At 66.2% G+C, this 22,233-nt stretch carries 19 protein-coding genes; 7 read left to right on the top strand and 12 right to left on the bottom strand.

Going from position 1 to position 22,233, the window contains the following annotated elements; all coding sequences use genetic code 11:
* Nucleotides 1-825 precede the first annotated feature (825 nt).
* Nucleotides 826-3,288, top strand: coding sequence for an FHA domain-containing protein (locus ACFVAV_RS18230; protein ID WP_379036099.1), 2,463 nt, complete (start codon nucleotides 826-828; stop codon nucleotides 3,286-3,288).
* On the opposite strand, the gene ACFVAV_RS18225 is transcribed toward ACFVAV_RS18230, so the two are convergent.
* Nucleotides 3,202-3,729, bottom strand: a complete 528-nt coding sequence (locus ACFVAV_RS18225) for a winged helix-turn-helix domain-containing protein (protein ID WP_379036098.1) — start codon at nucleotides 3,727-3,729, stop codon at nucleotides 3,202-3,204. The genes ACFVAV_RS18230 and ACFVAV_RS18225 overlap by 87 nt on opposite strands.
* On the opposite strand from ACFVAV_RS18225, the gene ACFVAV_RS18220 reads away from it, so the two are divergent.
* The 3 genes from ACFVAV_RS18220 to ACFVAV_RS18210 all read left to right on the top strand — a co-directional run bounded on the left by ACFVAV_RS18220 (nucleotide 3,638) and on the right by ACFVAV_RS18210 (nucleotide 8,208).
* A complete protein-coding gene (locus tag ACFVAV_RS18220) occupies nucleotides 3,638-5,161 on the top strand; it encodes an FAD-binding oxidoreductase (RefSeq protein WP_379036096.1) in 1,524 nt (507 codons plus the stop codon). The genes ACFVAV_RS18225 and ACFVAV_RS18220 overlap by 92 nt on opposite strands.
* Nucleotides 5,162-5,441: 280 nt before the next feature.
* Nucleotides 5,442-6,629 (top strand): serine hydrolase domain-containing protein, encoded by a 1,188-nt coding sequence (locus tag ACFVAV_RS18215; protein ID WP_379036095.1) that lies wholly within the window; start codon nucleotides 5,442-5,444, stop codon nucleotides 6,627-6,629.
* Nucleotides 6,630-6,696: 67 nt separating this feature from the next.
* Nucleotides 6,697-8,208: an alpha/beta fold hydrolase gene (locus ACFVAV_RS18210; RefSeq protein ID WP_379036094.1), complete on the top strand. Its 1,512-nt coding sequence runs from the start codon at nucleotides 6,697-6,699 to the stop codon at nucleotides 8,206-8,208.
* 9 nt (nucleotides 8,209-8,217) lie between these two features.
* Here the strand turns inward: ACFVAV_RS18210 and ACFVAV_RS18205 are convergent, their stop codons facing one another.
* The 3 genes from ACFVAV_RS18205 to ACFVAV_RS18195 form a co-directional block, all read right to left on the bottom strand.
* Nucleotides 8,218-8,862, bottom strand: coding sequence for a response regulator (locus ACFVAV_RS18205; RefSeq protein WP_379036093.1), 645 nt, complete (start codon nucleotides 8,860-8,862; stop codon nucleotides 8,218-8,220).
* Nucleotides 8,850-10,109: a sensor histidine kinase gene (locus tag ACFVAV_RS18200; protein WP_379036091.1), complete on the bottom strand. Its 1,260-nt coding sequence runs from the start codon at nucleotides 10,107-10,109 to the stop codon at nucleotides 8,850-8,852. Before ACFVAV_RS18200 ends, ACFVAV_RS18205 begins: the two co-directional genes overlap by 13 nt.
* A 169-nt stretch (nucleotides 10,110-10,278) precedes the next feature.
* Nucleotides 10,279-11,055, bottom strand: coding sequence for a histidine phosphatase family protein (locus ACFVAV_RS18195; RefSeq protein WP_379036090.1), 777 nt, complete (start codon nucleotides 11,053-11,055; stop codon nucleotides 10,279-10,281).
* A 346-nt stretch (nucleotides 11,056-11,401) separates the two neighbouring features.
* On the opposite strand from ACFVAV_RS18195, the gene ACFVAV_RS18190 reads away from it, so the two are divergent.
* The gene (locus tag ACFVAV_RS18190; RefSeq protein ID WP_379036088.1) at nucleotides 11,402-11,875 is read left to right on the top strand and encodes a hypothetical protein; all 474 of its coding nucleotides are present in this window, start codon (nucleotides 11,402-11,404) and stop codon (nucleotides 11,873-11,875) included.
* A 306-nt stretch (nucleotides 11,876-12,181) separates the two neighbouring features.
* Here ACFVAV_RS18190 and ACFVAV_RS18185 read toward each other — a convergent pair whose 3' ends face one another.
* The 6 genes from ACFVAV_RS18185 to ACFVAV_RS18160 form a co-directional block, all read right to left on the bottom strand.
* A complete protein-coding gene (locus ACFVAV_RS18185; protein WP_379036087.1) occupies nucleotides 12,182-12,745 on the bottom strand; it encodes a hypothetical protein in 564 nt (187 codons plus the stop codon).
* A gap of 129 nt (nucleotides 12,746-12,874) precedes the next feature.
* Nucleotides 12,875-14,080: an IS30 family transposase gene (locus ACFVAV_RS18180; RefSeq protein ID WP_379036243.1), complete on the bottom strand. Its 1,206-nt coding sequence runs from the start codon at nucleotides 14,078-14,080 to the stop codon at nucleotides 12,875-12,877.
* Nucleotides 14,081-14,158: 78 nt separating this feature from the next.
* Nucleotides 14,159-14,284 carry a hypothetical protein gene (locus ACFVAV_RS18175; RefSeq protein ID WP_379036086.1) on the bottom strand — a complete coding sequence of 42 codons (126 nt, stop codon included), beginning with the start codon at nucleotides 14,282-14,284 and terminating at the stop codon, nucleotides 14,159-14,161.
* Between the two features lie 365 nt (nucleotides 14,285-14,649).
* On the bottom strand, nucleotides 14,650-15,159 hold the full coding sequence (locus ACFVAV_RS18170; protein WP_379036085.1) for a hypothetical protein: 510 nt from the start codon (nucleotides 15,157-15,159) through the stop codon (nucleotides 14,650-14,652).
* Between the two features lie 202 nt (nucleotides 15,160-15,361).
* Nucleotides 15,362-16,570 (bottom strand): FAD-dependent oxidoreductase, encoded by a 1,209-nt coding sequence (locus tag ACFVAV_RS18165; protein ID WP_379036084.1) that lies wholly within the window; start codon nucleotides 16,568-16,570, stop codon nucleotides 15,362-15,364.
* A gap of 788 nt (nucleotides 16,571-17,358) precedes the next feature.
* Nucleotides 17,359-17,511, bottom strand: a complete 153-nt coding sequence (locus ACFVAV_RS18160; protein ID WP_379036083.1) for a hypothetical protein — start codon at nucleotides 17,509-17,511, stop codon at nucleotides 17,359-17,361.
* On the opposite strand from ACFVAV_RS18160, the gene ACFVAV_RS18155 reads away from it, so the two are divergent.
* Together ACFVAV_RS18155 and ACFVAV_RS18150 are read left to right on the top strand one after the other, a co-directional pair.
* Nucleotides 17,504-18,073, top strand: coding sequence for a hypothetical protein (locus tag ACFVAV_RS18155; protein WP_379036082.1), 570 nt, complete (start codon nucleotides 17,504-17,506; stop codon nucleotides 18,071-18,073). The genes ACFVAV_RS18160 and ACFVAV_RS18155 overlap by 8 nt on opposite strands.
* Nucleotides 18,074-18,078: 5 nt before the next feature.
* Nucleotides 18,079-18,705 (top strand): class F sortase, encoded by a 627-nt coding sequence (locus ACFVAV_RS18150; protein ID WP_379036081.1) that lies wholly within the window; start codon nucleotides 18,079-18,081, stop codon nucleotides 18,703-18,705.
* 5 nt (nucleotides 18,706-18,710) lie between these two features.
* Here the strand turns inward: ACFVAV_RS18150 and ACFVAV_RS18145 are convergent, their stop codons facing one another.
* On the bottom strand, nucleotides 18,711-21,536 hold the full coding sequence (locus ACFVAV_RS18145; RefSeq protein WP_379036080.1) for an AAA family ATPase: 2,826 nt from the start codon (nucleotides 21,534-21,536) through the stop codon (nucleotides 18,711-18,713).
* A 42-nt stretch (nucleotides 21,537-21,578) separates the two neighbouring features.
* Nucleotides 21,579-21,944: a hypothetical protein gene (locus tag ACFVAV_RS18140; protein WP_379036079.1), complete on the bottom strand. Its 366-nt coding sequence runs from the start codon at nucleotides 21,942-21,944 to the stop codon at nucleotides 21,579-21,581.
* Between the last annotated feature and the right edge of the window lie 289 nt (nucleotides 21,945-22,233).

The following is a 22,233-nucleotide window of genomic DNA, read 5'->3' as shown; positions in this document are numbered from 1 at the left end:
TGAATCCCACGGTCCCGGCCGCTGGAATCGGGAGTCGGCCCACGGCTCCGACAGACAGGTCGGATTGTCCATTCCGTCCGATTTATGCAATGGCTATACTTTTGCCATAAGAATGTCGTGGAAAAGTAACGGCGACGCGATGCCTACGAGTATCGCAACAGACCGCGACCACCGAGATCTTCAGCGTTAACCAGCCCGGACTACACTTCCGCTCCGGTCGTCAGCGCTGGAACCTATGTTCCAGGAAGCGCTGGACCTGGTCACGGTGGATGGCGGACCAGGCTTGCACCCGAACTGCCCACCACGGGGCCACGTCGCGGGGTTTGGCGGTAACAGCGTGCGCGATGAGGTCGGAGGCCTCGTCGACGGTCAGACCGGGGATACGGCGGAAGTCTGCAAGGTGCACTACGCAAAGCCGCACAGTGACACGGTCGCGGCAGCGATCAGCGAGCGCGACGGGGTCCTAACGCAGGCAGCTGACGACGCCATCGTGGACGTAGGTGACCTGGCCTCCCCGCCTCCTGCACCCCGACGTAACAAAATTCGATGCATGAAACAAATTTGGAAATATTCGGCTTCGATCTTGCCGGTTCCATCGGATTCATATCGCGAATTCCACCAGTGTCTTTCTCCGGCTCGGCCGTTGAGCGGCTTCGCTGCGGATTCCGCGCGATCCAGTGTGGTTACCTCTCCGCTCTCCGGGACGGGTTTGCGCTGGTCAGTCAGGTACGACTCATAGCACGGAACTGGATAAAGCGGACACTATGAGGGATGGTCGCGGCCGATTATCACCACGACAGTTCGGCACGGTCGTATACTCCTGTTATGGCGGATGGGCAGTCCCCCACAGAATTCTCCGAATCGCCGGTTCTTGTGGTGCAGACGCGAGAACGCGTCTATCGACTACGCGCCGGGGGTGCATACAACGTCGGCCGCGATCCGGGCGCCGACATTGTTGTCACCGATCCGCGCGTCTCGAGCGTGCACGCGGTGCTGGAGCAGGGGTCGCACGGTTGGGAGATCGAGGACGCGCACAGCCTCAACGGCACCTTTTTCGACGGTCACCGCGTCGAGCGGATGGTGATCGACCACGACGAGACCTTCCAGCTCGGTCATGCCAAAGACGGTGCGCAGTTGTCCTGCTCGCTGGAAACATCACCCGGCCTCGAGCCCGAGACCGATGGCGATAGAGGTGGGGACACGATGGTCGTCCCGGATCCCGGCTATGACCTCGACGATGACGCCACGATCACCAAGTTCGAGCCGGGCCTGCCCCGGCGAGTGTCGCGGTCCTCGCCTCCGGCCGCCCATCCCAGCGCGGTAGTACAGATCAGCTCGGACACGCTGCGGATCGGGCGCGCCGCCGATAACGACATCGTTGTGCCCGACCTCATGGTCTCTCGCCATCACGCCGAACTGCAGGTGATCGCCGAAGGCAGGTATCGAGTCGTCGACCTCGACAGCCACAACGGCACCTACGTCAACGGACACCGGGTCGACGCCGCGGACCTATCCGAATCCGATCTGATCGGCATGGGCCACACCACCTACCGACTCGTCGGCAACGAACTGCGCGAGTCCGTCGACACCGGTGACATCTCGGTCTGCGTGCAAAACCTCATCGTGCGGACACCGGAAGGCAAAGTTCTCCTCGACGATGTGACCTTCCCTATCCCGCAGCACTCGCTCGTCGGGGTCATCGGACCCAGCGGAGCGGGCAAGTCGACCTTGTTGGGCGCGGTCACCGGGCTGCGGCCCGCGACCGAGGGGACCGTCCGCTACGACGGACGCGACCTGTACACCAATTACGACGAACTCCGGCACCGGATCGGGCTCGTTCCGCAGGAGGACATCCTGCACAACCAGCTCCCGACCCGACGCGCCCTGCTCTACGCGGCCGAACTGCGCTTCCCCGGTGACACACGCAGTGAGGAGCGCGAACAGCGGGTCGACGAGGTCCTCGACGAGCTCGGTTTGACGCGACACGCCGACACTCGCATCGATCGACTCTCCGGCGGGCAACGCAAACGGGTGAGCGTCGCACTCGAGTTGCTGACCAAACCGTCCCTGTTGTTCCTCGACGAGCCGACCTCCGGCCTGGACCCAGGCCTGGACAAGACGGTCATGGAAATGCTGTCCGAACTGGCGCACGACGGACGGACCGTCATCGTCGTCACCCACAGCGTGGCGAATCTCGATTCGTGTGACCGCCTGCTGGTCCTGGTGCCCGGCGGCAGGCTGGCCTATTACGGACCGCCCGCAGAGGGGTTGCAGGAATTCGGGCAGCGCACCTGGGCCGAGGTGTTCCAAGCATTCGATCGGGAGGAGGACCGCGACTGGGCCAGTGAATTCCGGGACTCCCCGCGCTACGAGAACTACGTCGATGTCGGGCCGATCGACGACGTCGGACAGGCGGAAGTGCAGCGCCCACCGGCACCGCCGCCCGCGCCGCAGTCCAAGCTCAGCCAGCTCAGCACACTGTGCAGGCGCTACTTGGCGGTGATCGCCTCGGACCGCAGCTATTTGGTGTTGCTCGGCGTAATGCCGCTGCTGCTGGGCGGTTTGATCGCTGCGATCCCGTCGGGCGAGGGGTTCACCGGGGCACCGGGAACCAACACCGACGCCCCGACCAAGCTCATGATCTTGATATTCGGTGCCTGCTTCGTCGGCACCGGCAACGCGATCCGCGAGATCGTCAAGGAACAGACGATCTACCGCAGAGAACGCGCGGCGGGCCTGTCGGCCGGAGTCTATTTGATGTCGAAACTGCTGGTCTTGGGCGTGATCACCATCCTTCAGGCGGTGGTGTTGTTCTTGATCGGCACTATCGGTGAGAGTTTCCCGCCGAAAGGGATATTCACCTCGGTCGAGGTGGAATTGATCTTGGCGATGGCGATGCTCGGCATCGCGTCGCTGGCGATGGGCTTGCTGGTGTCGGTCTCGGTGAACACCTCGGAAAAGACACTGCCGCTGCTGATCGTGCTGTCGATGGCACAACTCGTGCTCACCGGCGGTCTGGTGCGGCTGCCCGGCACGCCCGTTCTGCAACAGCTGTCCTACCTGTCACCGTCCCGCTGGGGCTACGGCGCTGGAGCGGCCAGTCTCGACCTGGACACCCTCTCACCGCACGATGGTGGACCCGACCCGCTGTGGAAACACACCCTCGGCACGTGGCTGCTCGACATGGGAGTCGTCGCCGCTCTAGCGGCCGTCTTCCTCACACTGGCCTGGTATCGCCTGTACCAGATGCGGCCACGGCGGCGCGGTGCCCGCCCTGCGCGGATTTGACACGACAAGCACAGAGCAGCCTGTGTACCAGGATCCAGGCACCGATGACGGGCGCAGGTCAGCGGCAGCAGTTCGGGTCGAGCACGCCGCACAGCGCCGCGAAAGTGTCTCGGCGGCCACCAGCCCAGCCTTACGGAGCCGGCCGAAGTGATGACTGACCGTCGACTCCGACAGACCGGTGGATTCGAGCAGCGCGGTGAGCAGGGCCAGGCCGACCCGTGGCCGCGGTGTTCGCCGAGATGGCGCGGGTGCTGGTGCGGGGCGGGCGGATCGGGATATCCGACGTCGTCGCCGAGGACGCCCTGAACCCGGCCGATCGTGGCGTAGACCGATTGAGAGGATCTGAACCTTGAGCGATCTTTCTCGCCGTGACCTGCTCAGGACGTCGGCGGCCGCTGGCGTCGGAGCAGTCGTTGTCTCGGGCCTTTCGGCCGCAGACACGCCGGGTATTGCGGACACAAGCGCCCCGGGAATTGTGGCCGCGGACCACCCGAGTAAAAGCCCGGGATGCCCGCCCGCGACGCTGACCGGCCACATCGTCCACCCGGGTGACGCGTCGTACACGGAGGCGCGACTCGGCTGGGACCAGCTCTTTTCTCACTATCCGCTGGTCATCGTCTTCGCGCAGGAAACCCAGGACGTGGTGAACGCCCTGACGTGGGCGCGGCAGCACGACATCGCGTTGCGGGTGCGGAGTGGCCGCCACGCCCTCGAAGGCTGGTCGAATGTCGACAACGGCATCGTCATCGACGTCAGCCAGCTGAAATCGGTCCAGATCGACCCTGGCGCTCGTATCGCGACGGTCGGCGCCGGGCTGAACCAACTGGAAGGGGTGACGACGCTCGCGAAGCAGAACTTTGCCGTCACAACCGGAAGCGAGGGCAGCGTCAGCCTGTGTGGTGCGACGCTCGGCGGTGGCCTCGGGCCCCTCAACCGCTGGCTCGGCATGGCCTGTGACAGCCTGGTGGCGGCCGAGGTCGTCGTCCCGGCGGGTCACGACTGCGCCACGGTGATCAACGCGGACTTGGAGCACCACTCGGACCTGCTCTGGGCGCTCCGCGGGGCGGGAAACGGCAACTTCGGGATCGTCACACAACTCACCTATAAGGTGTATCCGCTCGAGCATCTCGCCTATGTACAGGCGACCTGGGATGGACTTGGGGACCTTTACGGGGTATTCGAGGCGTGGCAGCGTGCGGTACCGTCCGCCGACAGCCGTCTGGGATCCGAGCTCGAGATCCACAAGTCCCAGATCCTGCTGACCGCGTGGCTTGTGGACGGGGCAGCGGCACAGGCCAGAGAGATGCTGGCTCCGATCCTGTCGGTCGGCACGCCCGATGTCACGGTGCAGGTCGGTAACTGGGGCGACATCTATGCGCGAGCCCAGCTCCCGCTCGCGCAAGAGCCCGCGAACTGGAAGTTCTTCTCGGAGTTCGTCAAAGAGCGGTTCCCGAAGAAGGCGATCGACATCATCGGCGACTTCCTGCGAAACGCTCCCACAGAGGAGAGCAACTACTTCGTCGATGCCTTCGGCGGGGCGATCAAGAGGGAGCCCCCCGGCGGCACGGCGTTCGCGCATCGTGACGCGCTTTTCTACGGCGAGATCGGCGCAGCCTGGGGAACTCGTTCAACACAACCAGGCGTCGGCGACCCGCTGACCTCACAGGCCCAGGCCTGGACCGCTGAGTTCAGCCAGGCGCTGCGGCCCTACGCGGACGGCGCCTACGTCAACGTGCCGAACGTCGGAATGCAAGAGTGGGAGACCGCCTACTGGGGGAGCCAGCGATTCGAGCGGCTGCGCGAAATCAAGGCGAAGTACGACCCCCACAACGTCTTCCAGTACGAGCAGGGCATCCCGCCCGCGTCACACTGATCGACCACTGATAATCGGCTTCGATCGAGCCGATAATGCGCGGCGATGCTGTCGGTGAACGACAGTCCGTCAGCCACGGTGGCGCTCCGGTCCAAATGAATCCCTGAGATTTCGTGACGACCAACTGCCGTGGTGGTGCTAGCACTATCACGGCACGCCAGCAGACAGTACCCAGCATTCGGGTGCGCGCGGCATGGGCGCGAGGACTCCCGATTCCTAGGCTCGAATCGTCGGGGACGCACCCATGCCTTCCGGCTCGAACAGGAGGAAGACACTGCTCATGAACCCATTTCGGCGCAACTCCGGTAAAGCGGCCCTTTCGGTTGTAGTGGTGGGCGCGGTGCTCGCCGCGGCCGCGTGCGGTGAGGCATCGGTGGGCGCACCGGAAGAGGCGGCGAAGACGCCACCGCCCGCGGTGGCCACCGCAATGGAAAAGCTGGTGCGCCAAGGGTTTCCCGGTGTGCAGGTCGTAATCGACGGACCCGCCGGACATCGGACGTTCACCGCGGGGGTCGGCGACCTGAACACTCGCGCACCGTTCCCGGACGACGCGCGCGTCCGGATCGGCAGCAACACGAAGACCTACGTGGCGACGGTGATCATGCAGCTGGTCGCCGAGGGCAAGGTCGACCTGGACGCGTCGATCGAGCGCTACCTGCCCGGTCTGGTGCAGGGCAACGGCAATGACGGCAACCGGATCACGGTGCGGCAAGTGTTGCAGCACACCAGCGGAGTGCCGGACTATCTCGGTCGTAGCTCCGGCGACGGCATCACAACCCAGAATTCCGAACAGATCGACCCAGACGAGGAAACGCTCCGGTGGCAGCACTTCGAGATGACCGAGCTGGTCCGCCGGGCGATGACGACGACGCCGCAGTTCGAACCGGGCGCGAAATCAACCTACACGAACACCAATTACCTGCTGGCCGGTCTGCTGATCGAGCGGGTGACCGGCAATCCGGCCGCCGACGAGATCGGGCGCCGGATCCTCGAGCCGATCGGCCTGCGCGATACCTATGTGCCCGCTGCCCGCGACACCATCATCCGTGGCCCGCACGCCCGCGGGTATCACCGGATCGACGGTAAGCCAGTCGATTTCACTGACTTCGACCCGTCCTGGGCCGCCACCGCGGGTGACATGGTCGCCACCGCGACCGACATGAACCGGTTCTTCGCCGCACTGCTCGCCGGAAAGCTGTTGCCCCCTGCGCAATTGGCCGAGATGAAACGCACCGTGCCGTTCGACCGCATGCCGGGCGCGGATTACGGCCTCGCCCTGATCCACCGGACCGCGCCGTGCGGCAAAGAGGTCTGGGGGCACGGCGGCAGCATTCCCGGCTTCGAGACACGCAACGGCGTGACGGCCGAAGGCACCGCGGTGACCGTCACGGTCAACCAGCTGCCGACCACCGAGGAGGAGGCCGATGCCGTCAACGGTGTACTGGACGCCGCCCTGTGCGCCTCGTGATCGCCCCGCCCACCAGCAACCATGGCCCCCATATTGCTGGCGGCCGAACAACTTCCGAGGAGAGACAGTGCAACGCACAAGAAGGCTGACGGTCGCCTTGACCGGCCTGGTGGCCTGTGCCGGACTGATCGGCTGTGCCGGTCCCGAGGACGAGGCGAAGCCGCACACCGCGGTGCATGACCGGCTCGCCAGTCAGCAGTTGGATTGGAAAGACTGCGGGGTTCCGAAATTGGATGAGGCCGGGGCACAGTGCGCCGACGTCACTGTGCCGGTGAATTACGCCGACCCACAGGGGCCTACGCTCACGGTGGCGATCTCCCGGATCGCCGGCACCGATCCCACACCGCAGCGCGGCGTCATGCTGTCCAACTCCGGCGGTCCCGGCGGCGAAGGCCTGGACTTCATGGTCGATGTCGGCAAGGCGATGACGCCCGAGGTACGGGCACGCTACGACCTGATCGGCATGGATCCGCGTGGCGTCGGGCGCTCGTCCGCCGTCGACTGCCGGTGGCCGATCGGCTTCGGGCTGCATTCGGCGGGCCTCGACGCGGCAGGCTTCGCGGAATCCGTTGCGATACAAGGGGACCTGGCCGCCCGCTGCGCCGCTGCCGAAGCGGCTCGACTGCCCCACATCACCACCCGTAACACCGCGCGGGACATGGACGTCATCCGCGGCATTCTCGGCGCGGAGAAGATCAGCTACTTCGGCACCTCGTACGGCACCTACCTCGGTGCGGTGTACATGCAGATGTTCCCCGAACGCAGCGACCGGATGGTGTTGGACAGCGCGGCCGACCCGGACGCCTACGGGACGGTCGACATGATGCAGGCAATGGGTCCGGCCAACGAGGCCGCGCTCGACCTGTGGGCGGATTGGGTCGCGACACGCGACGGTGAGTACCACTTCGGCACCAGCCGGGCCCAGGTTCGCGGCGCTGTCCAGGACCTGATCGAACAGGCTGCGGACAAGCCGATCCGGTTGGGCGAATATGAGATCGACGAACATTGGCTCCCGGTGGTGCTGTTCGTCGGGCTGGACAGCCCGGACCAGTACGGGATGCTCGCCGGTCAGATCCGTACCATCGCCGATGCTGCCGCCGGCAAACCCGCCCAGCCCGACGAAACATTGAATGCCACACTCGGATTCGCGTTGAAAGCACGGCCGAACGACAATTCGGCACAGATGGCCATCATGTGCGGTGACGTTGCCGCACCGCGGGATCCGGGATTCTATTGGCGCAACATCGAGGCTGCCCGCGCCACCGAACCCGTATTCGCCGGATTCACCAACAACATCACACCGTGCGCGTTCTGGGCCCCGCCCACCGAACCGACCACGGTGGTGCGCAACGCGGTGCCCGCCATGATCGTGCAATCCACCGGTGACACCAGGACCGCGTACAGCGGAGCGGTCGCCCTGCACAACGATTTGAGCGCGTCCCGCATGGTCACCCTCCAGGATGTGCCGATCCACTGGATCTTCGGGCGCTACCAGAACTCCTGCGTGTATTCGGCGGTGAACACCTACTTCCGCGACGGCACGCTGCCGGCCGGCGATATGACCTGTCGAGTCGGCTGACCGGAGCCTTCACGCGTTCAAGTAGGTCAAGACGGCGAGCACCCGACGATGGCCGACCTCCTCGGTGGAGAGCCCGAGCTTCGCGAAAATGCTCCGAATGTGTTTGTGCACAGCGCCTTCGCTGACCACCAGCCGCTCCGCGATGGTGGCGTTGTTGTGGCCCTCGGCCATCAGCGCGAGCACCTCGCGCTCGCGGGCGGTCAGCGTGGCCAGCGGGTCATCGGCCTTACGCCGCACCAGCAGTTGCGAGATCACCTCGGGGTCCATCGCAGTGCCGCCCGCCGCGACCCGGCGCAGCGAATCGAGGAAGCGATCCACCTTGCCGACCCGCTCCTTGAGCAGATAGCCGACACCGCCCATGCCGTCACCGAGCAGTTCCGCGGCGTAGCTGTCCTCCACCCAGGACGACAGCACCAGCACCGGCAGGCCGGGGTGCAGCTTGCGCGCACTGACGGCCGCGCGTAAACCGTCGTCGGTGAACGTCGGCGGCAGGCGCACATCGACGACGACCGCGTCCGGCCGATCCGCGGCCACCGCCGTGAGGAAGTCGTCCGCGTTGTCCACGGCGGCCACCACCTCGATGCCCGCCGTGCTCAGCAGCAGCACCAGGCCCTCCCGCAGCAAGGCATTGTCCTCGGCGATCATGACCCGCACGGCAACTCCACCCGCAATACAGTAGGGCCACCGGGTGGACTGGTCAGCGCCACCCGGCCGTCGAGCGCCTCGGCCCTGCGCCGAATACCGGCCAGCCCGCCGTCGTAGGTCTCCACGGCGCCGCCCACCCCGTCGTCGTGGATCTCGATCGTCAACAGCTCGGACGCACCGCCGAGCACCAGGGAGATGCCCGTGGCGCCGGAGTGCTTGGTGGCGTTGGTGAGTGCCTCGGTGATGACGAAGTACGCCGCCGCCTCCACCGCGGCGGGACGCCTGCCCACCTCACCGAGATCGAGCACACAGGGGATCGGGTTGCGGGCGGCCACCGCCGAGATGGCACTCGCCAGGCCACGATCGGTGAGCACCGGCGGGTATACGTTGCGCACCACATCACGCAGCTCGGCCAGTGCGGCCGTCGCGGTGTCCTGCGCCTTGCGCACGAGACCCTGCGCCGTTTCCGGATCCTGGTCGCGCAGTTGGTCGGCCAGTCCGAGCTGCATGATCACCGCCGCGAGCCGGGCCTGCGCGCCGTCGTGCAGGTCACGCTCGATCCGGCGCAGCTCGGCACCGTGCGCGTCCAGCGCGGCGGCCCGGGTCGCGGTGAGGGCCGCGACCCGATCGGCCAGCATGGCGCCCTCGGTCGGTTTCAGCAGGGCACGGGTGGCCATTGCCTGCCAGCGCGCGGCGACCGGAAGCTGCAGAGTCACCAGGGCCACCGGGAATGCGAGGAAGAAGCTCAGTATCGCCTTCGGCCACGAGTCGACCACGAAACCGAAACTGGCGAACTCCTCCCCCGCCGGCATCAACTGCCAGAATCCCGGGATCGCCAGCTGAACGAAGGTGCTGATCGGCAGCGCGATGGCGAACACCGCGAGATAGATGCCGGTCAGCGCGTGTGCGACCAGCCAGCCGAAGTCCCGGCGGTTCGCCGGATCGGTGAACACCGTCGCGACCCGCTGCCGCAAGCCGCCGGTGAACGGCTGATAGGCCTGCACCGCCTGTTCACCGAGATAACGTGCCGCCCTTTGCCGATCGAACGACACCAACGGCCGGGCCAGCCGAATCACCTCGGGCAGCGCCGGTATCCCTACGCCGATCAGGCAGAAAGCGCAGACGATCAGCAGGCCGACCACCGCGAACAGCGCGAACAGCGCGGTGACACCGCCGACCGCCAGGTACGAGACAGCGCCCGGCAGCCGCCGTGCTTTGTCTCGCGCGGAGCGCAGAGCCTTGATCACGCTCGTCATGCTGTCAGAACAGGACGCGACCGCGTCCGGCCGGTGCTGTCATCGCCACGACATGGGCCGCCCAGCACTGCTGGCAGCGGCCCATGCCCTGGCGCCTCGCACCGCGTCGGGCAATTGCCCATCAACTCACCTGCCGACGCAGACCGCGGGGGACGACGAGACGGCGGGTTCAGCCGGCGGAATGGCCGTCCCACGAGACGAGCTTCCAGCCCTTCGCCGGGGTGCCCTTCACGACCACCCGGCCGGTGTTGTGCAGCGGATCGGACTGCAGCTTGCTCATGTCAGGATCGGAGACGGACATGAGCGCCCAGAACATGATGGCACCGCCATGGGAGAAGATCACCGCACGCTTGCTGCCGCGGTCCTGGATGTCCTGGATGGAGTCGTCCATGCGCTTCTTGAACTCGTGGCCGTTGATCGAGCCGGGGATCCGGGCATCGAGGTTGCCCTGCAGCCACTGGATCGGTGCGGCCAAGTAGCCCTCACGCGCGTCCTTCTCCGGCGTGCCCTCGTAGATGCCTGCCTCGATCTCGTGCAGTCCCGGTTCGACGACTGTCGAATGACCACACAGCTTCGAGGTCGGCTCTGCCGTCTGCTGGGTCCGAACCATCGTCGACGCGTAGACGCCGTCGAACTTGCAATCGTCGAGCAGCTCCGCCACCGCAGCGGCTTGCACCCATCCCTTCTCGGTCAGGCCGGGTCCGGGGACGGAAGTGTCGATCAGACCGGAAGTATTGCCTGCCGATTGGCCGTGGCGGACAAAGGTGAGGAACATTTCACCGGTTTGCGGCGCTGCGGCCGCGCCACCTGCTCCGGTTGCCATGAGCGCCACCGCCGCGATGATCGCTGCGATCATCGCGAACAGGCGAGACTTCATCAGATTCATAGAGACTCCCTCATAAATATGGTGCAGGCCACACTGAAACGTTCCAGTGGCCGGAGTCACATTAGGATCGACACGACAGGCCCCCAAGAACGTCTCCCGGTGGACGGGAACCTTCGGCCACGTTCTTATCCGCCCGCACCGCGGTGCGGCCGGATGTCCGGGCACAGTCCGTGGAGAACGTCCATGCAGCGAGGACGAATCCTCACAGATCAGGAGTCAACCAAGGCTCCGCAGGGTCGGGCGTCATCGCGAAGCCGGGGCCCTACTTCGCGATAACGAATGAGGCCGCGGCGGCATAGATTCCGTGGCCAGTGGTTCCAGCGACGGCTGAATAGTCGGCGTGTGGGCGTTCGGAAACGGTCTTCCGAACCGGCCTGCAGCAATGGTGAGGTAGGTTGTGGCGGCCATGAGGAGTCGCGATGAGGTCACGCACCGAATCGATCAGGTGTTCACGGGCTCGCTGCCGCTCACCGAGGACGAACTTGCACCGCCGAGCATCGACGCGCCGTACGTCATCGCACATTTTCACGGCCGCTCGCGGGCGGAGATCGACCGCTCGAGCTTTCTGCCCGGCCTGCACATGGAAGACTTCACGTACATGACCGCGCAGGCCGTCGAGTACTACCTCCCGGCGGTGCTGAAGCTGATGCTGATCCAACCGTACGACTTCGAACTCTGGATCTATCTCAGCAGCTTTCTCGGCAGTGCGCGACGCGACGACGAGACGACCCTGCGCGGCCTCCGCCCCGCACAGCACGCGGCGATCGCGGACTGGCTCGAGCTCCTGTCCCGCGAGATCGACGAGGGGATCGGATTCGATCGCAAGAACGCCGCGAAGCTGGCGCGGCTCTATCGGCAGCTCGCGAACGCTGCGGCGTAGACAGGCGCTCGCGCGCCCGTGTTCGGCGGATGGTCTTGGTCTCAACCGGTCAGCGCATCGTTAGCTGTCAGAATAGCGGTCGATAACCTCCACGATTGAGTGTGATCGGCGCGATTGGCTACATCGGCGAATCCTGACGTCGTTCAGCGGTGAGTCTCGACGGCGGTCACAGCGAGTCAGATGCCCTATCGGCGAAATCGACGTCACGATCGGACTTGACATCCACTGTGGTCGTTTCGAACCGCGCGATATGCGGCACTGTCGGATGTTTCGCCTCGCTCCGCCCGGCGCCACACTATCGGAACGCTAGCCTCCCCAGAAGCCTATGAGGTCTTTGTCGGCTGCCTTGGATTCGCGAAGCCACGCAACGACCCAACTGCCGAGATCATTCGGGTCGTCGGGTGTGTAGCCTGCGTACTCCTCAAGTTCCTCGGCGCAGTCTTTCTTGCTCATGTGGCCCCACCCGTTCCACTCGGCGGCGTTGATGCTGGCCGCCAAGCCCGGGGTGTCCGGAAAGGGGTCCTCGCCCATCATGCTTGTGGCCAGGTCTTCGATGACGAATGGCAGATACTTGTCTCCGAACCGGAACTGCACATCGCCGCCGTCCGAGGCCAGCTCGTCGCAGATCAATTCCAGCGCTTCGACGTAGTGCTCTGCGAGCTGCTCCTCGAAAAGCCCACCCGCCAATATCGCCCGAAGCGCATCCTTGTTCCGCTCGACATGACCATCCTGATCCTCCGAGGGCAGGGTTACCAGCAGATGGTCACGTCCTCTCGCCAGGATCCGATTGAGAAGCTTCTCGTCCTCTGATCCGATGACGGCCTGGAGCTCGGCCAAATCGAGGGAGTAGACATGCAAGATCTGTGACACGCCGCGAAGCCTAGTCAGCCGCTACGACAGTCGAGTCCTCACACTGCTGTGGTCAAAATGCCCTCAACCCGGTAGGAGCGTGCGTTCACCGAACAGGTCTTCGGACACGCTCGTCCATGACGTCAGACTTCATCGATACCAACGGATCTCAGCTGCGCCGGCGCTACCGACCCACCAGCGGCAGCTGCGCGCGCGGCCACGAACCTTTCGGCGGGTGTGGCCCAGTCGAGCACCCGCCGGGGCCCGATGGTTGAGTTTCTCGGCGATCTCGTCGAGGTCGTGCTGCGTAAACGCAGACAGGTCAGCATTCTTGTGCAGGTACTGACGTAAGAGACGGTTCGTGTTCTCGTTGGTGCCGCGCTGCCAAGGATGATGAGGATCGCAGAAGTACACCGGCATCGCCAACTCCTCGGTGATCACGGCGTGAGCGGCCATTTCTCTACCTCGATCCCAGGTCAGCGACCTGCACTTGGACCCAGGTAGCCCGCCCATGCACTCGACCAGCGCCCTGGCGACCGCATCGGCTTTGTACCCGTCGGGCAGTGCAACAACCAGTGCGTAACGCGTGGCGCGATCCACCAGCGTCGCCACCGCCGAGGGACGTCTCCCGAACACCAAGTCCCCCTCCCAATGCCCAGCCAACTCGCGCGTATCCGCTTCGACGGGACGGTTATGAATGGAGACCATGTTCCGGATCCGGCCGCGCCCTTGCGAGCTGGCTTTGCGACGTGGCCGCCGAAACGGGCGGTCGCTACGGAGGCGATGAAACATGTTGTGGTCGAACACGTTCCGTGACGGAATGTACAAGTCGCGGTAGATCGATTCGTGCGGGACCTGTGGCACCGCATCGCCGTGATGGCAGTGTCGCAGCCACCCCGCGATCTGCTGCGGCGACCAATCCTCGCCCAGCTTCGCGGCGACCATCTCTCGCAGCACCGGATTGGTGGCGAGCTTGCTAGGTTTCGGTCGCAACGCGCGTTCGTAGGCGGCCGCATCGGCGACCGCGGCCCGGTACACCTCTCGACCGCCGTTGCGGGTGATCTCCCGCGACACCGTCGATGATGCCCTCCCGATCTGATCGGCGATCGTTCGGGCCGAGCGGCCTGCGGCGATGCCACGTGAGATCTCCTCACGCTCACCAAGAGACAGATGACCCGCACGCCGACACCGAGACGCCGGGCGGATCCCGCCACTCACACGCAGAAACCGTGAGACACGCGGATGGTTGCTACCTACTACACCGGCGATAACCCCGAGCGATTCCCCGCCGCGCCAACCGTCCCAAATCCGCTCTCGCTGTTCAACACTGAACCCACTACCCACCACACGCACCATCGCCTCCACAACCGGACATCATTCACCAGCGGTGATGCATTGACCGGTTGAGACCAAGGTCGTTTATCGAAGACTGACCTACACCTGAGGATTCGGACGATCGCGCAGTGACCGGGCCGCGGGGACACCGCCATCGGCCCCGATCTGCTCGCGCAGGATGTCACCGTGGCCGGCATGTCGGGCGAACTCGACGGTCATGGACATATAGATCCGGCGAAGGCTCCCATGCGTGGATGCTCGCGGGTCTCGTCCAGGGGAATCCCCGCTGTGATGGAACTGGCTCGGGCGCTCGCGCGTTCGAACTCCGAGATCACCTCAGCCACGGTCTCCTCATCGCCCACGCGGGAACTGCCATGTGCCCGCAGCGGGCCGTCGTAGTCGGCATCGATGAGCTGTCCGAGCGTGCGCTAAAACCACATTCGCTCGGCGAACGCGGCGTGTTTGACCAGGGGTATGTGGCGGGCGTACCGCTCCAGGGAGCCGACCGAGGCATGGCGGGAGCGGGCCGGCAGCATTGGCGACTACAGAGAGCTACTTGTCGCTTGGCTCGCCGTTCGCCAACGGTGCCCCTAGTTGGGCAAGAATCGACGAGCCCAGTCGGCGAACTGCTGCCCGAACTCCGCCTGTGCCGTAGCGACAACCGCCTCCGGATTTTCCGCCACCGGCAGGCCGAAGTGCTGTGCGAGCCAGGCCGTGTACTCGGCGTGGCCCGTGCTGTGCGGTTCGTCCGACTCGCGCCAGAATGAGACTTCGTCCCAGCCCACCATGATCTCCGAATCGAAGCCGATGAGCTGGAAGAGCTCCTGCGTATTGCGTGCGACCACGTGAAGTCCACCCTCGTCCCCGAAAACCACAACAGGCAAGGCAGCGAGTTCCGCCTGGTCGTCGTACCCCCAGAGCGCATAGAACGAACCAGAACCATTGGCCTGCGCGAAGGGAACCAACCGGGCGGTGAACTCCGGGTTCTCCGACCAAGCCTCGAGCTCGGAGGTACTCCCGTACTCGAGCAACCCGAATCCGTTGGCGTAGTTCTCGAAGCCGATCCTGTCCTGCAGGTCCTTCAACAGGTTGAGCTCCATAACAGGGGAGTACACGGTACCCATTACCTCTCCATGCGGAGATCCTGCGGGGGTACCTGCCGGCCTCCAGCGAAGCCGCCAGCGCCTCCAGGGATCACTGTCCGATCATCGTAGCTAGACGAGAATAGGGACCGGCCAGCCGGACTGGACCGGGCTCGCCGCCGAGTAGTCCGCTGAGCCCGGCCGATCAGCGACTCGGCGGCTAGTTGTTGGCGCGTTGGATGGAGCGTCGGACCAGGCTGCGGATGCCGGGGAGCTGGATTGCACGGAGCATTAGTTCACCCGCCCACACATGTGTGCGTGACGGCGGGGCGAATCGGCTGATTCCCTTCCGCGCCAGCGCCTGTCGCTTGTTCACCTCCGGCCGCAACGCCGTCTCCCAGGTGTCGAGGGCGGCGGGAATGTCGTCGCCGTGTGCCGCTAGCGCGGTGCCGAGCCGGTCGGCGCCGTCGAGGGCGAGGGCGGCGCCGTAACCGGCGAATACCGTGACGCACCAGGCCGCGTCGCCGAGCAGGACGACTCGGCCCTGGCTCCAGCGGTCCATCACGATCTGGCCGACCGAATCGAAGTAGGCGGTGCCTGGCTCGGCGTCGAGCTGGCGGAGTGCGTCGGCGACACCGCCGCCGAGATCACCGAACGCTCGGGTGAGGGCGGGTGCGACGCCGAGAGCGAGTTCGGTGTCAGGGGCGAGGCAGCGGTAGGCGAAGAACGCCGAGGACCTTTCCGGTCCCAGGTTCATCACCGCGGCCGTACGTCCGGGACCGATGTACGTGGTGCCGAGACCATCTGGCATGTGGGCGGAAGGTGATTCCAGCGGAAATGCGCCGACCATATGGCCCAGGTCCACGAAATACTCGGACTCGGCACCGAATACGAGCTCTCGAACCCGGGAGTGCACGCCGTCGGCGCCGACGAGGAGTTCGGTGTGGAGGTGGGTGTCGTCGCTGAGGGTGACTTCGACCTCCCCCGGGGTCTGGGTAATGGCCCGCACCGTGGTGCCGAAACGGATATCGGCGAATTCGGCGACGGCGTCGTACAGTGCCGACTCCACATCGCCGCGGAACAAGCTCAAGGCCCGGTTCCCGACAGCGGCCTCGGTGACAGCGGCGGGAATTCTGAATTTCTCACGGCCGTCGGCGTGGACGAGGACCGAGGTGAAGAATCCGATGTCGCGCGGGGTCAACGCCGGTAGCAGCCCGAGCCGCTCGGTAGCGGCATATCCGGGTCCGTGCAGGTTCACCAGGTAACCACTACTGCGGCGACTCGGCGCGCGTTCGACCACGACGACGTCCCAGCCCTGCTGACGCAATCGCAACGCGGCAGCCAAGCCGGCGATCCCTGCGCCGACGACCGTCGCCCGCCTGCCCGATGACTCGGCTTGCTGGCGCGCAGCGCTTTCGAAGGCTTCCATTGCGACTCCTCGGTTCGATGTGCTGTCGGCGAAAACCACTCACGAACTATCGCCATGCGTCAACTAGTAGTTGACGCACCGCGCATCGTCAACTACTAGTTGACGCATGGTTCGGCAGGTACCCCTGGGCGATGCAATAGCCGCGATCGAGCACGCCCACCCTGATCGCTGCTTGGATCGATTAGCAGCAGGGGCGATGGTCGCCGCACAGTGGTTGTAGCTGGCCGATCAGTTGCTGGACCGTCTCGTCGATCAGGCCCGGCATGCTGGCATGTCCTGGACGGAAACCGGCACCCGCCCCGCCGCGTCCACCCGCGGCGGCGAGAAGTACTCGACTGCTCGCCAGTACCTGAGGATTCGCGCCTGTCGTTCCTGCTCTCGCATGATCAACCCCACCTCCGCGCCGCCACCCGCAAAGGTTCACCGGTATCGCAATTGGCTACGAAAGCGGCTGTGTCGAAGGCTATTTCAGGCTATCGGCATTGCCGTGCGGGGCTGTCACCGGCGCAGTCGAAATGCTGCGGTCGGTGCTTCGGTCGGACCACGTAGCTCGGCACCACTCGCGGCGCACACCATGGCACCGTGCCCATGGTGTGCGCCGCGCCGGTGTTGTCGCGGCCGAAAACGGTGGGCACAGCCGGAGATTCCGAGTGTGTGAGGGAAGCCATGAGAATTCGGTCCGCTCTCGTCCTGTCCGCCGTGATGTTCCTCGTGGCCGCGTTCTTGTCGTTCACGGCGGGATTCGGTGCCGCGGCGCCGCCGGCCGATTCCGACAACTGCGCGCCGAGTCAAGCGGGCTGCGAGGTGGAGCAGCCGGATTTGCCACCGCCGACGTCGACGCGGATACCGGGTACGTTGGTCCAGCCGACCATCACGTCGCAGCTGCCGCCGATAACATCGCTGAGATTGCCGCCGACATTCACCCTCCCGCCGGTGACCACGTCTGGAGTCCCACCGACCACGACGACGGTTCCACCGACAACCACCTCCGGCGTCCCGCCGACCACGACCTCGGGGCCGGAGGTCACCGGAACTACGACGACGACGGGCTCCGAACCCACGACCTCGGCGGAAACCACTCCGCCGACAACGACCCCGAAGCCGAAGCCGGAGTGCCGCACCGAAGGTGGATACCTGATCTGCGTCACCGGCGATCTCCTCGTCATCGTCCCCGAGATCCCGTCGTACTACGACAAGAAGTGCGGTTGCCACGTCTACACCTATCGAGCACCTTCCGGTCGCCTGTGCACCGGCTATCAGAACGGCAAGGACATCGTCTTCACCGGCTACTACCCGGAGAAGGTCAAGACCGTCGAGCAAGCGAAGGTAGCTCAGGAGGCCGGCGAAGTGATCCTGGAGACCCCACCGGCCGAGATCGTGACCGGCCGTGATCCGGGCTCGGAAGGCAGCACTGTCTCGGGCTGGTGGTGGATCACCGCCGGTGTCGGTGCCGCGCTGCTGGTCACCGCTGGTGTGTCGCTGCTGGTTCGCCGCGCCCGATAATGGCCATGTCGACCCTGGCCAAGGTGGCACTGTTCGGCGGGACGCTGTTGATCGGTGTGTCCGCCGCACAGGCAAGCGGGTTGCTGCAGAGTGTGCTGACGCCCGGCGTGGTCCAGACGGAGACATCGGCGCCGGAGACCACCCGACCGGCCAGTACTCGGCCGGTCAGGCAGGTCCGCCAGTCGGCGCCGATCTGGATCGCGATCGAACCGGGGGTGCTGGGGCGGACCACGTTGAACCCGGCCGGGATCAAAGCTGTGAACGGCCGGGTGGAACCGGTCGACAACCGGCCGGTCTTCCGCACCGACAGCAACCGGCCTGGAACCGATTCCAAGGGAACATCGTTCATCGTCGGCCACAACTTCGACGACGGGTCCGGCACCGAGGTACCTTTCGCTGCGCTGGAGCGGGTGCGGGTCGGGCACACCGTCACGGTGGGCACCGCCAACGGCACCCTCTCCTATACGGTCCAGGAGGTCTTCCGGGTGCCCAAACGTGAGATATCCCGGCGCACAGACCTGTTGGTGAACGTGCCGGGCCGGCTGATCCTCGAGACGTGCGACACCACGCCCGAAGGTGACGACACATTCGACAACCTGGTGATCATCACCCAGCTGTCGGGGGCGCAGTGAACGGCCTATCCGCGCAGCGCAACGGCGAGCTCGTTCCTGGACCGGATACCGAGTTTGAGATAGGCGCTGGACAGGTGCATCTCCACCGTCCGCAAGGTGACGAACAGCGACTGGGCGATCTCCTTGTTCGAACTGCCGCGCGCGGCAAGTTCGGCGACCCGGTGTTCGCGGCTGGTCAGGGCTTCGACACCGGCGCCTGCGCGACGGCGGGGACGTCCACCCGCGGCCCGTAGTTCCCCGCTCGCCCGCTCCGCCAGCCCCGCGGCGCCGCACCGGTGCCCCAGCTCCATGGCCTGACGCAGTGGCGGGCGGGCGGCCGTTGTCCGGCCGGATCGGCGCAGGGCGCTGCCGTAGTCGAGCAGAGCCTCGGCCCGCCATACCAGGGAGGGTGAGTCGGCGAGGATCTCGGCGGCGCGGTGAAGCAGGTCGAGGCCCTCGGCGGCGTTGCGGAGCAGCCCGGACACCCGTAGCGCGCCACCGATCGCGCGCCGTGACTGCGCGGCGGTGGCCGCGGCGAGCGCGGCGTCGGCCAGTTCCCGCGCGCCGCGATCGTCGCCGAGCGCGGCCAGCACGGGGACGAGGGCGATTCGGGTGTCGTGGTCCCCGGGCAGCAGTCCACGTGCCGCGGTCAGCCGGTGCAGGGCGTCGACGAGATCGTTGTGGGCGGAAGCGAATTCGCCCCGCGCGGCGCGTAGCCGACCGCGCACGATCTGTGAGGTGATCGACGTCGGCTCCGGGTCGAACTCTCCGTCGAGTCCGTTGCCGGTCAGCAGCGCGGCGGCCTCGTCGAGCCGACCCTGATCGATGAGGACATCGATCAGCGGGAAGATGACCATGTACTGGAAGTGGGTGTGGGTCAGGCCCTGCGCGTCGACGGCGGCCCGCAGATCGGTTTCGGCGCCCCGCAGGTCACCGCACCGATGGCGGGTGAGCCCGCGCAACCACAGCACCCGCGCGGTCCACTGCGGCGAACCGGTGCGTTCGGCATGACGTGCGGCCCGGGTGAGCAGATCCACGGCGATGCCGTAGCGCTCGGCCGCGATCAGGCAGAACGTGATGTTAATGCGCCACAAAGGATGTCCACCGTGACTGGTCAGCGCCGGATGCGCCGCCGACTGCTCGGCCAGGTCACCCGCCTCGGCCACCGGCCCGCCCGTGGCCAGTGCGCGCCGGGCCACGAACGACAACAGCAGGCATTCGGCCGCCGACTGCGCGGGTAGCGTACCGAAGCGCGCCGCTTCGTCCTCGAATCTGGTCGGCAGGCCCGGATTACCCAGCAAGGCACCGAGTTTGGCAGCTTCCAGGTGGAGAGCGAGCTCGCGATCGTGGTCACCGACATCGTCGGCCGCGCGTTCGTAGAGGGCGATCTGGTCACGCTGACACGACGGATCGGCGTGGGTCGTCCAGGCCAGCGCGATGACGGCGCGGGCCCGGTCGACCGGGTCGACCGCGGTCTCGCCTGCCAGGCGCAGATGCAGGGAGGCGTCGCCGGCGCCGATCTCGTGCTCAGCGGTGCCGAGTTCGAACAGCAGCTGTGGGCGGTCCACCGCGGCGGGTGGTTCGTCGAGCGCGCGGCGCAGCAGGGTGGCGGCGGCGTCCGGTGCTCCCGCCGCGGCGGCCCGCTGGGCGGCGCCTCTCAGTAGCGTCACCACGTGTTGGTCACCGGACGGACTGGTGACCAGCAGATGCGCGGCGACGGCCGTGGGGTCGGCGCCCTGCGCAGCCAGCAGGCCGGCCGCACGGGCATGCAGGGCAGCGCGCTCGGCACCGGGGATATCGCCGTAGATGGCTGCGCGCACGACCGGATGCACGAACCGCAACGGTTCGCCGCGCTCGAGCACCGCGACAGCGGCCAGCGTGTCGGCCAGCGCACCTGCCGCGGTCGGGTCGAGCCCGACGAGGCGCGCGCAGTCCTCGACACGGGCGCTGTCGCCGAGCACAGCGAGGGCCCGCGCGAATCCCGGTGCCGCTGCATCGATCCGGCTCACCCGGGCCAGCACCGCTGCCGCGACCCGCCGGGGCGCCAGCGTCGCCACCGCCGACGGATCGACCGCACCGGCGTCGTCGCGCCGGTGCAGCGCGCCGAGCAGCTCGGTGAGCAGGAACGGATTGCCCCCGGTCGCCGCTAGGCACGCCCGCGCCAGGTCTGGCTGATCCTGCGCACCGAGCCTGTCCCGCAGCAGCGTCGCGACAGCGGGCAGCGACATCGGCAGCGGACGCAGCACCGCAGGCCGCGCTTCGAGCAGAAACTCCTCGACATCGCGGCGGTGGCGCTCACCACCGGGGCCTGCGGTCACCACGATGAGCGCAGGCAACCCGTCCAGACGCAAGGCCAGATGCCGCAGGAATCGCAGGGAAGGCTCATCGATCCAGCCGAGGTCGTCGATGGCAATCAGCACCGGCGATCGTTCGGCGATGTTGGCCACCAGCCAGTACAGGCCGTGCAGGGTTGCGAAGGCGATGTCACCGCCTGCCGCGGGGTCCACCGAGGTGAACACCGCCTCGGCCAGACTCGCCGCACCCGACAGCAACCGGGCACGTTCGCGGGGTTCGGCACGAGAAAGTCCGGCCTCGAGCAGCTGACGAACCACACCGAACCCGAAGCCACGCTCGAGCTCGCCGCCGCGCGCCGAACGCACCTCCCACCCCTTGACCTGCGCGCGCCTGCGCAGCTCGTCGAGCACGGTCGTCTTGCCGATACCCGCCGGTCCCTCGAGGAGCACGACGTGCCCCGCACCGGCACCCGCCTCGTCCAGACACAACTCCAGCCAGGACAGTTCATCGGTCCGGTCGACGAGAACGGGCGCACGGAAGAACAATTCAGCAGTCACTTCGGCGCCACCCCTGTCGCGAGCCGGTGAACACTACGATGATCACATGTGATCGCTGCGCCTCGGCCGCTTTTTCGTTGCGCCACACGGGGTCATGCCACTATTTCGTGGCAATTCAGTGCAGGAACAGCTCTTCCCGCCCAGTGGGACATCGTGCGGCAGCCCGACGACTCCGAGGCCACCGCCGGGGCACGCCGAGCGCAGCGCCTGATTCATCGACTCGCTGGTCCCCACACATTCGAGGACCGCATCCGCTCCGATGCCGTCGCTGAGGTCGGTGATCAGGGCGGCGCCGAGTTCCCCCGCCGCCGGCACCGCGCGCAGACCGACAGCTCCGTCGCCGACGACTGCCACCGTCGAGCCGGGCCGCACGCCGGCGGCGACCGCGGCGTACCAGCCAGTGACCATCACATCGACAGCGCGAGCAGGCTGGGGATATGGCGAGGTTCGGGAGTGTCTGCGATGACGACGACTCGAACCAGAACCCTGCCGGTTGACATTCTGAACATTGACAGCCGTCTGGCCCTCGGCGGGTGAAGTGTGGGGGCGGGGAGATTCGTCGTAGCGGTGGGACGGGGCCCATCAAGGTGCCGGACGGGTGAGGCCGCCGAGAAACAACGAGTATCCCTGACCTGTGGTGATGGGCTTCGGCGATGGTGAGGCCGCGGGGTGCGCGGGCGGACACTGTGATCATTCG

Source organism: Nocardia sp. NPDC057663, from assembly GCF_042799895.1.
Classification (GTDB): Bacteria; Actinomycetota; Actinomycetes; order Mycobacteriales; family Mycobacteriaceae; genus Nocardia.
The sequence above is the reverse complement of the archived record's forward strand: the minus strand, read 5'-3'. Positions and strand labels throughout refer to the sequence as shown.

What these genes read in the sequence shown, in the direction of transcription:
- ACFVAV_RS18230 (WP_379036099.1), top strand. Translation starts at nt 826, where the DNA reads ATGGCGGATGGGCAGTCCCCCACAGAATTCTCCGAATCGCCGGTTCTT.
- ACFVAV_RS18215 (WP_379036095.1), top strand. Translation starts at nt 5,442, where the DNA reads ATGAACCCATTTCGGCGCAACTCCGGTAAAGCGGCCCTTTCGGTTGTA.
- ACFVAV_RS18180 (WP_379036243.1), bottom strand. Translation starts at nt 14,080, where the DNA reads ATGGTGCGTGTGGTGGGTAGTGGGTTCAGTGTTGAACAGCGAGAGCGG.
- ACFVAV_RS18170 (WP_379036085.1), bottom strand. Translation starts at nt 15,159, where the DNA reads ATGGAGCTCAACCTGTTGAAGGACCTGCAGGACAGGATCGGCTTCGAG.
- ACFVAV_RS18175 (WP_379036086.1), bottom strand. Translation starts at nt 14,284, where the DNA reads ATGTCCATGACCGTCGAGTTCGCCCGACATGCCGGCCACGGTGACATC.
- ACFVAV_RS18190 (WP_379036088.1), top strand. Translation starts at nt 11,402, where the DNA reads ATGAGGAGTCGCGATGAGGTCACGCACCGAATCGATCAGGTGTTCACG.
- ACFVAV_RS18140 (WP_379036079.1), bottom strand. Translation starts at nt 21,944, where the DNA reads ATGGTCACTGGCTGGTACGCCGCGGTCGCCGCCGGCGTGCGGCCCGGC.
- ACFVAV_RS18150 (WP_379036081.1), top strand. Translation starts at nt 18,079, where the DNA reads ATGTCGACCCTGGCCAAGGTGGCACTGTTCGGCGGGACGCTGTTGATC.
- ACFVAV_RS18200 (WP_379036091.1), bottom strand. Translation starts at nt 10,109, where the DNA reads ATGACGAGCGTGATCAAGGCTCTGCGCTCCGCGCGAGACAAAGCACGG.
- ACFVAV_RS18165 (WP_379036084.1), bottom strand. Translation starts at nt 16,570, where the DNA reads ATGGAAGCCTTCGAAAGCGCTGCGCGCCAGCAAGCCGAGTCATCGGGC.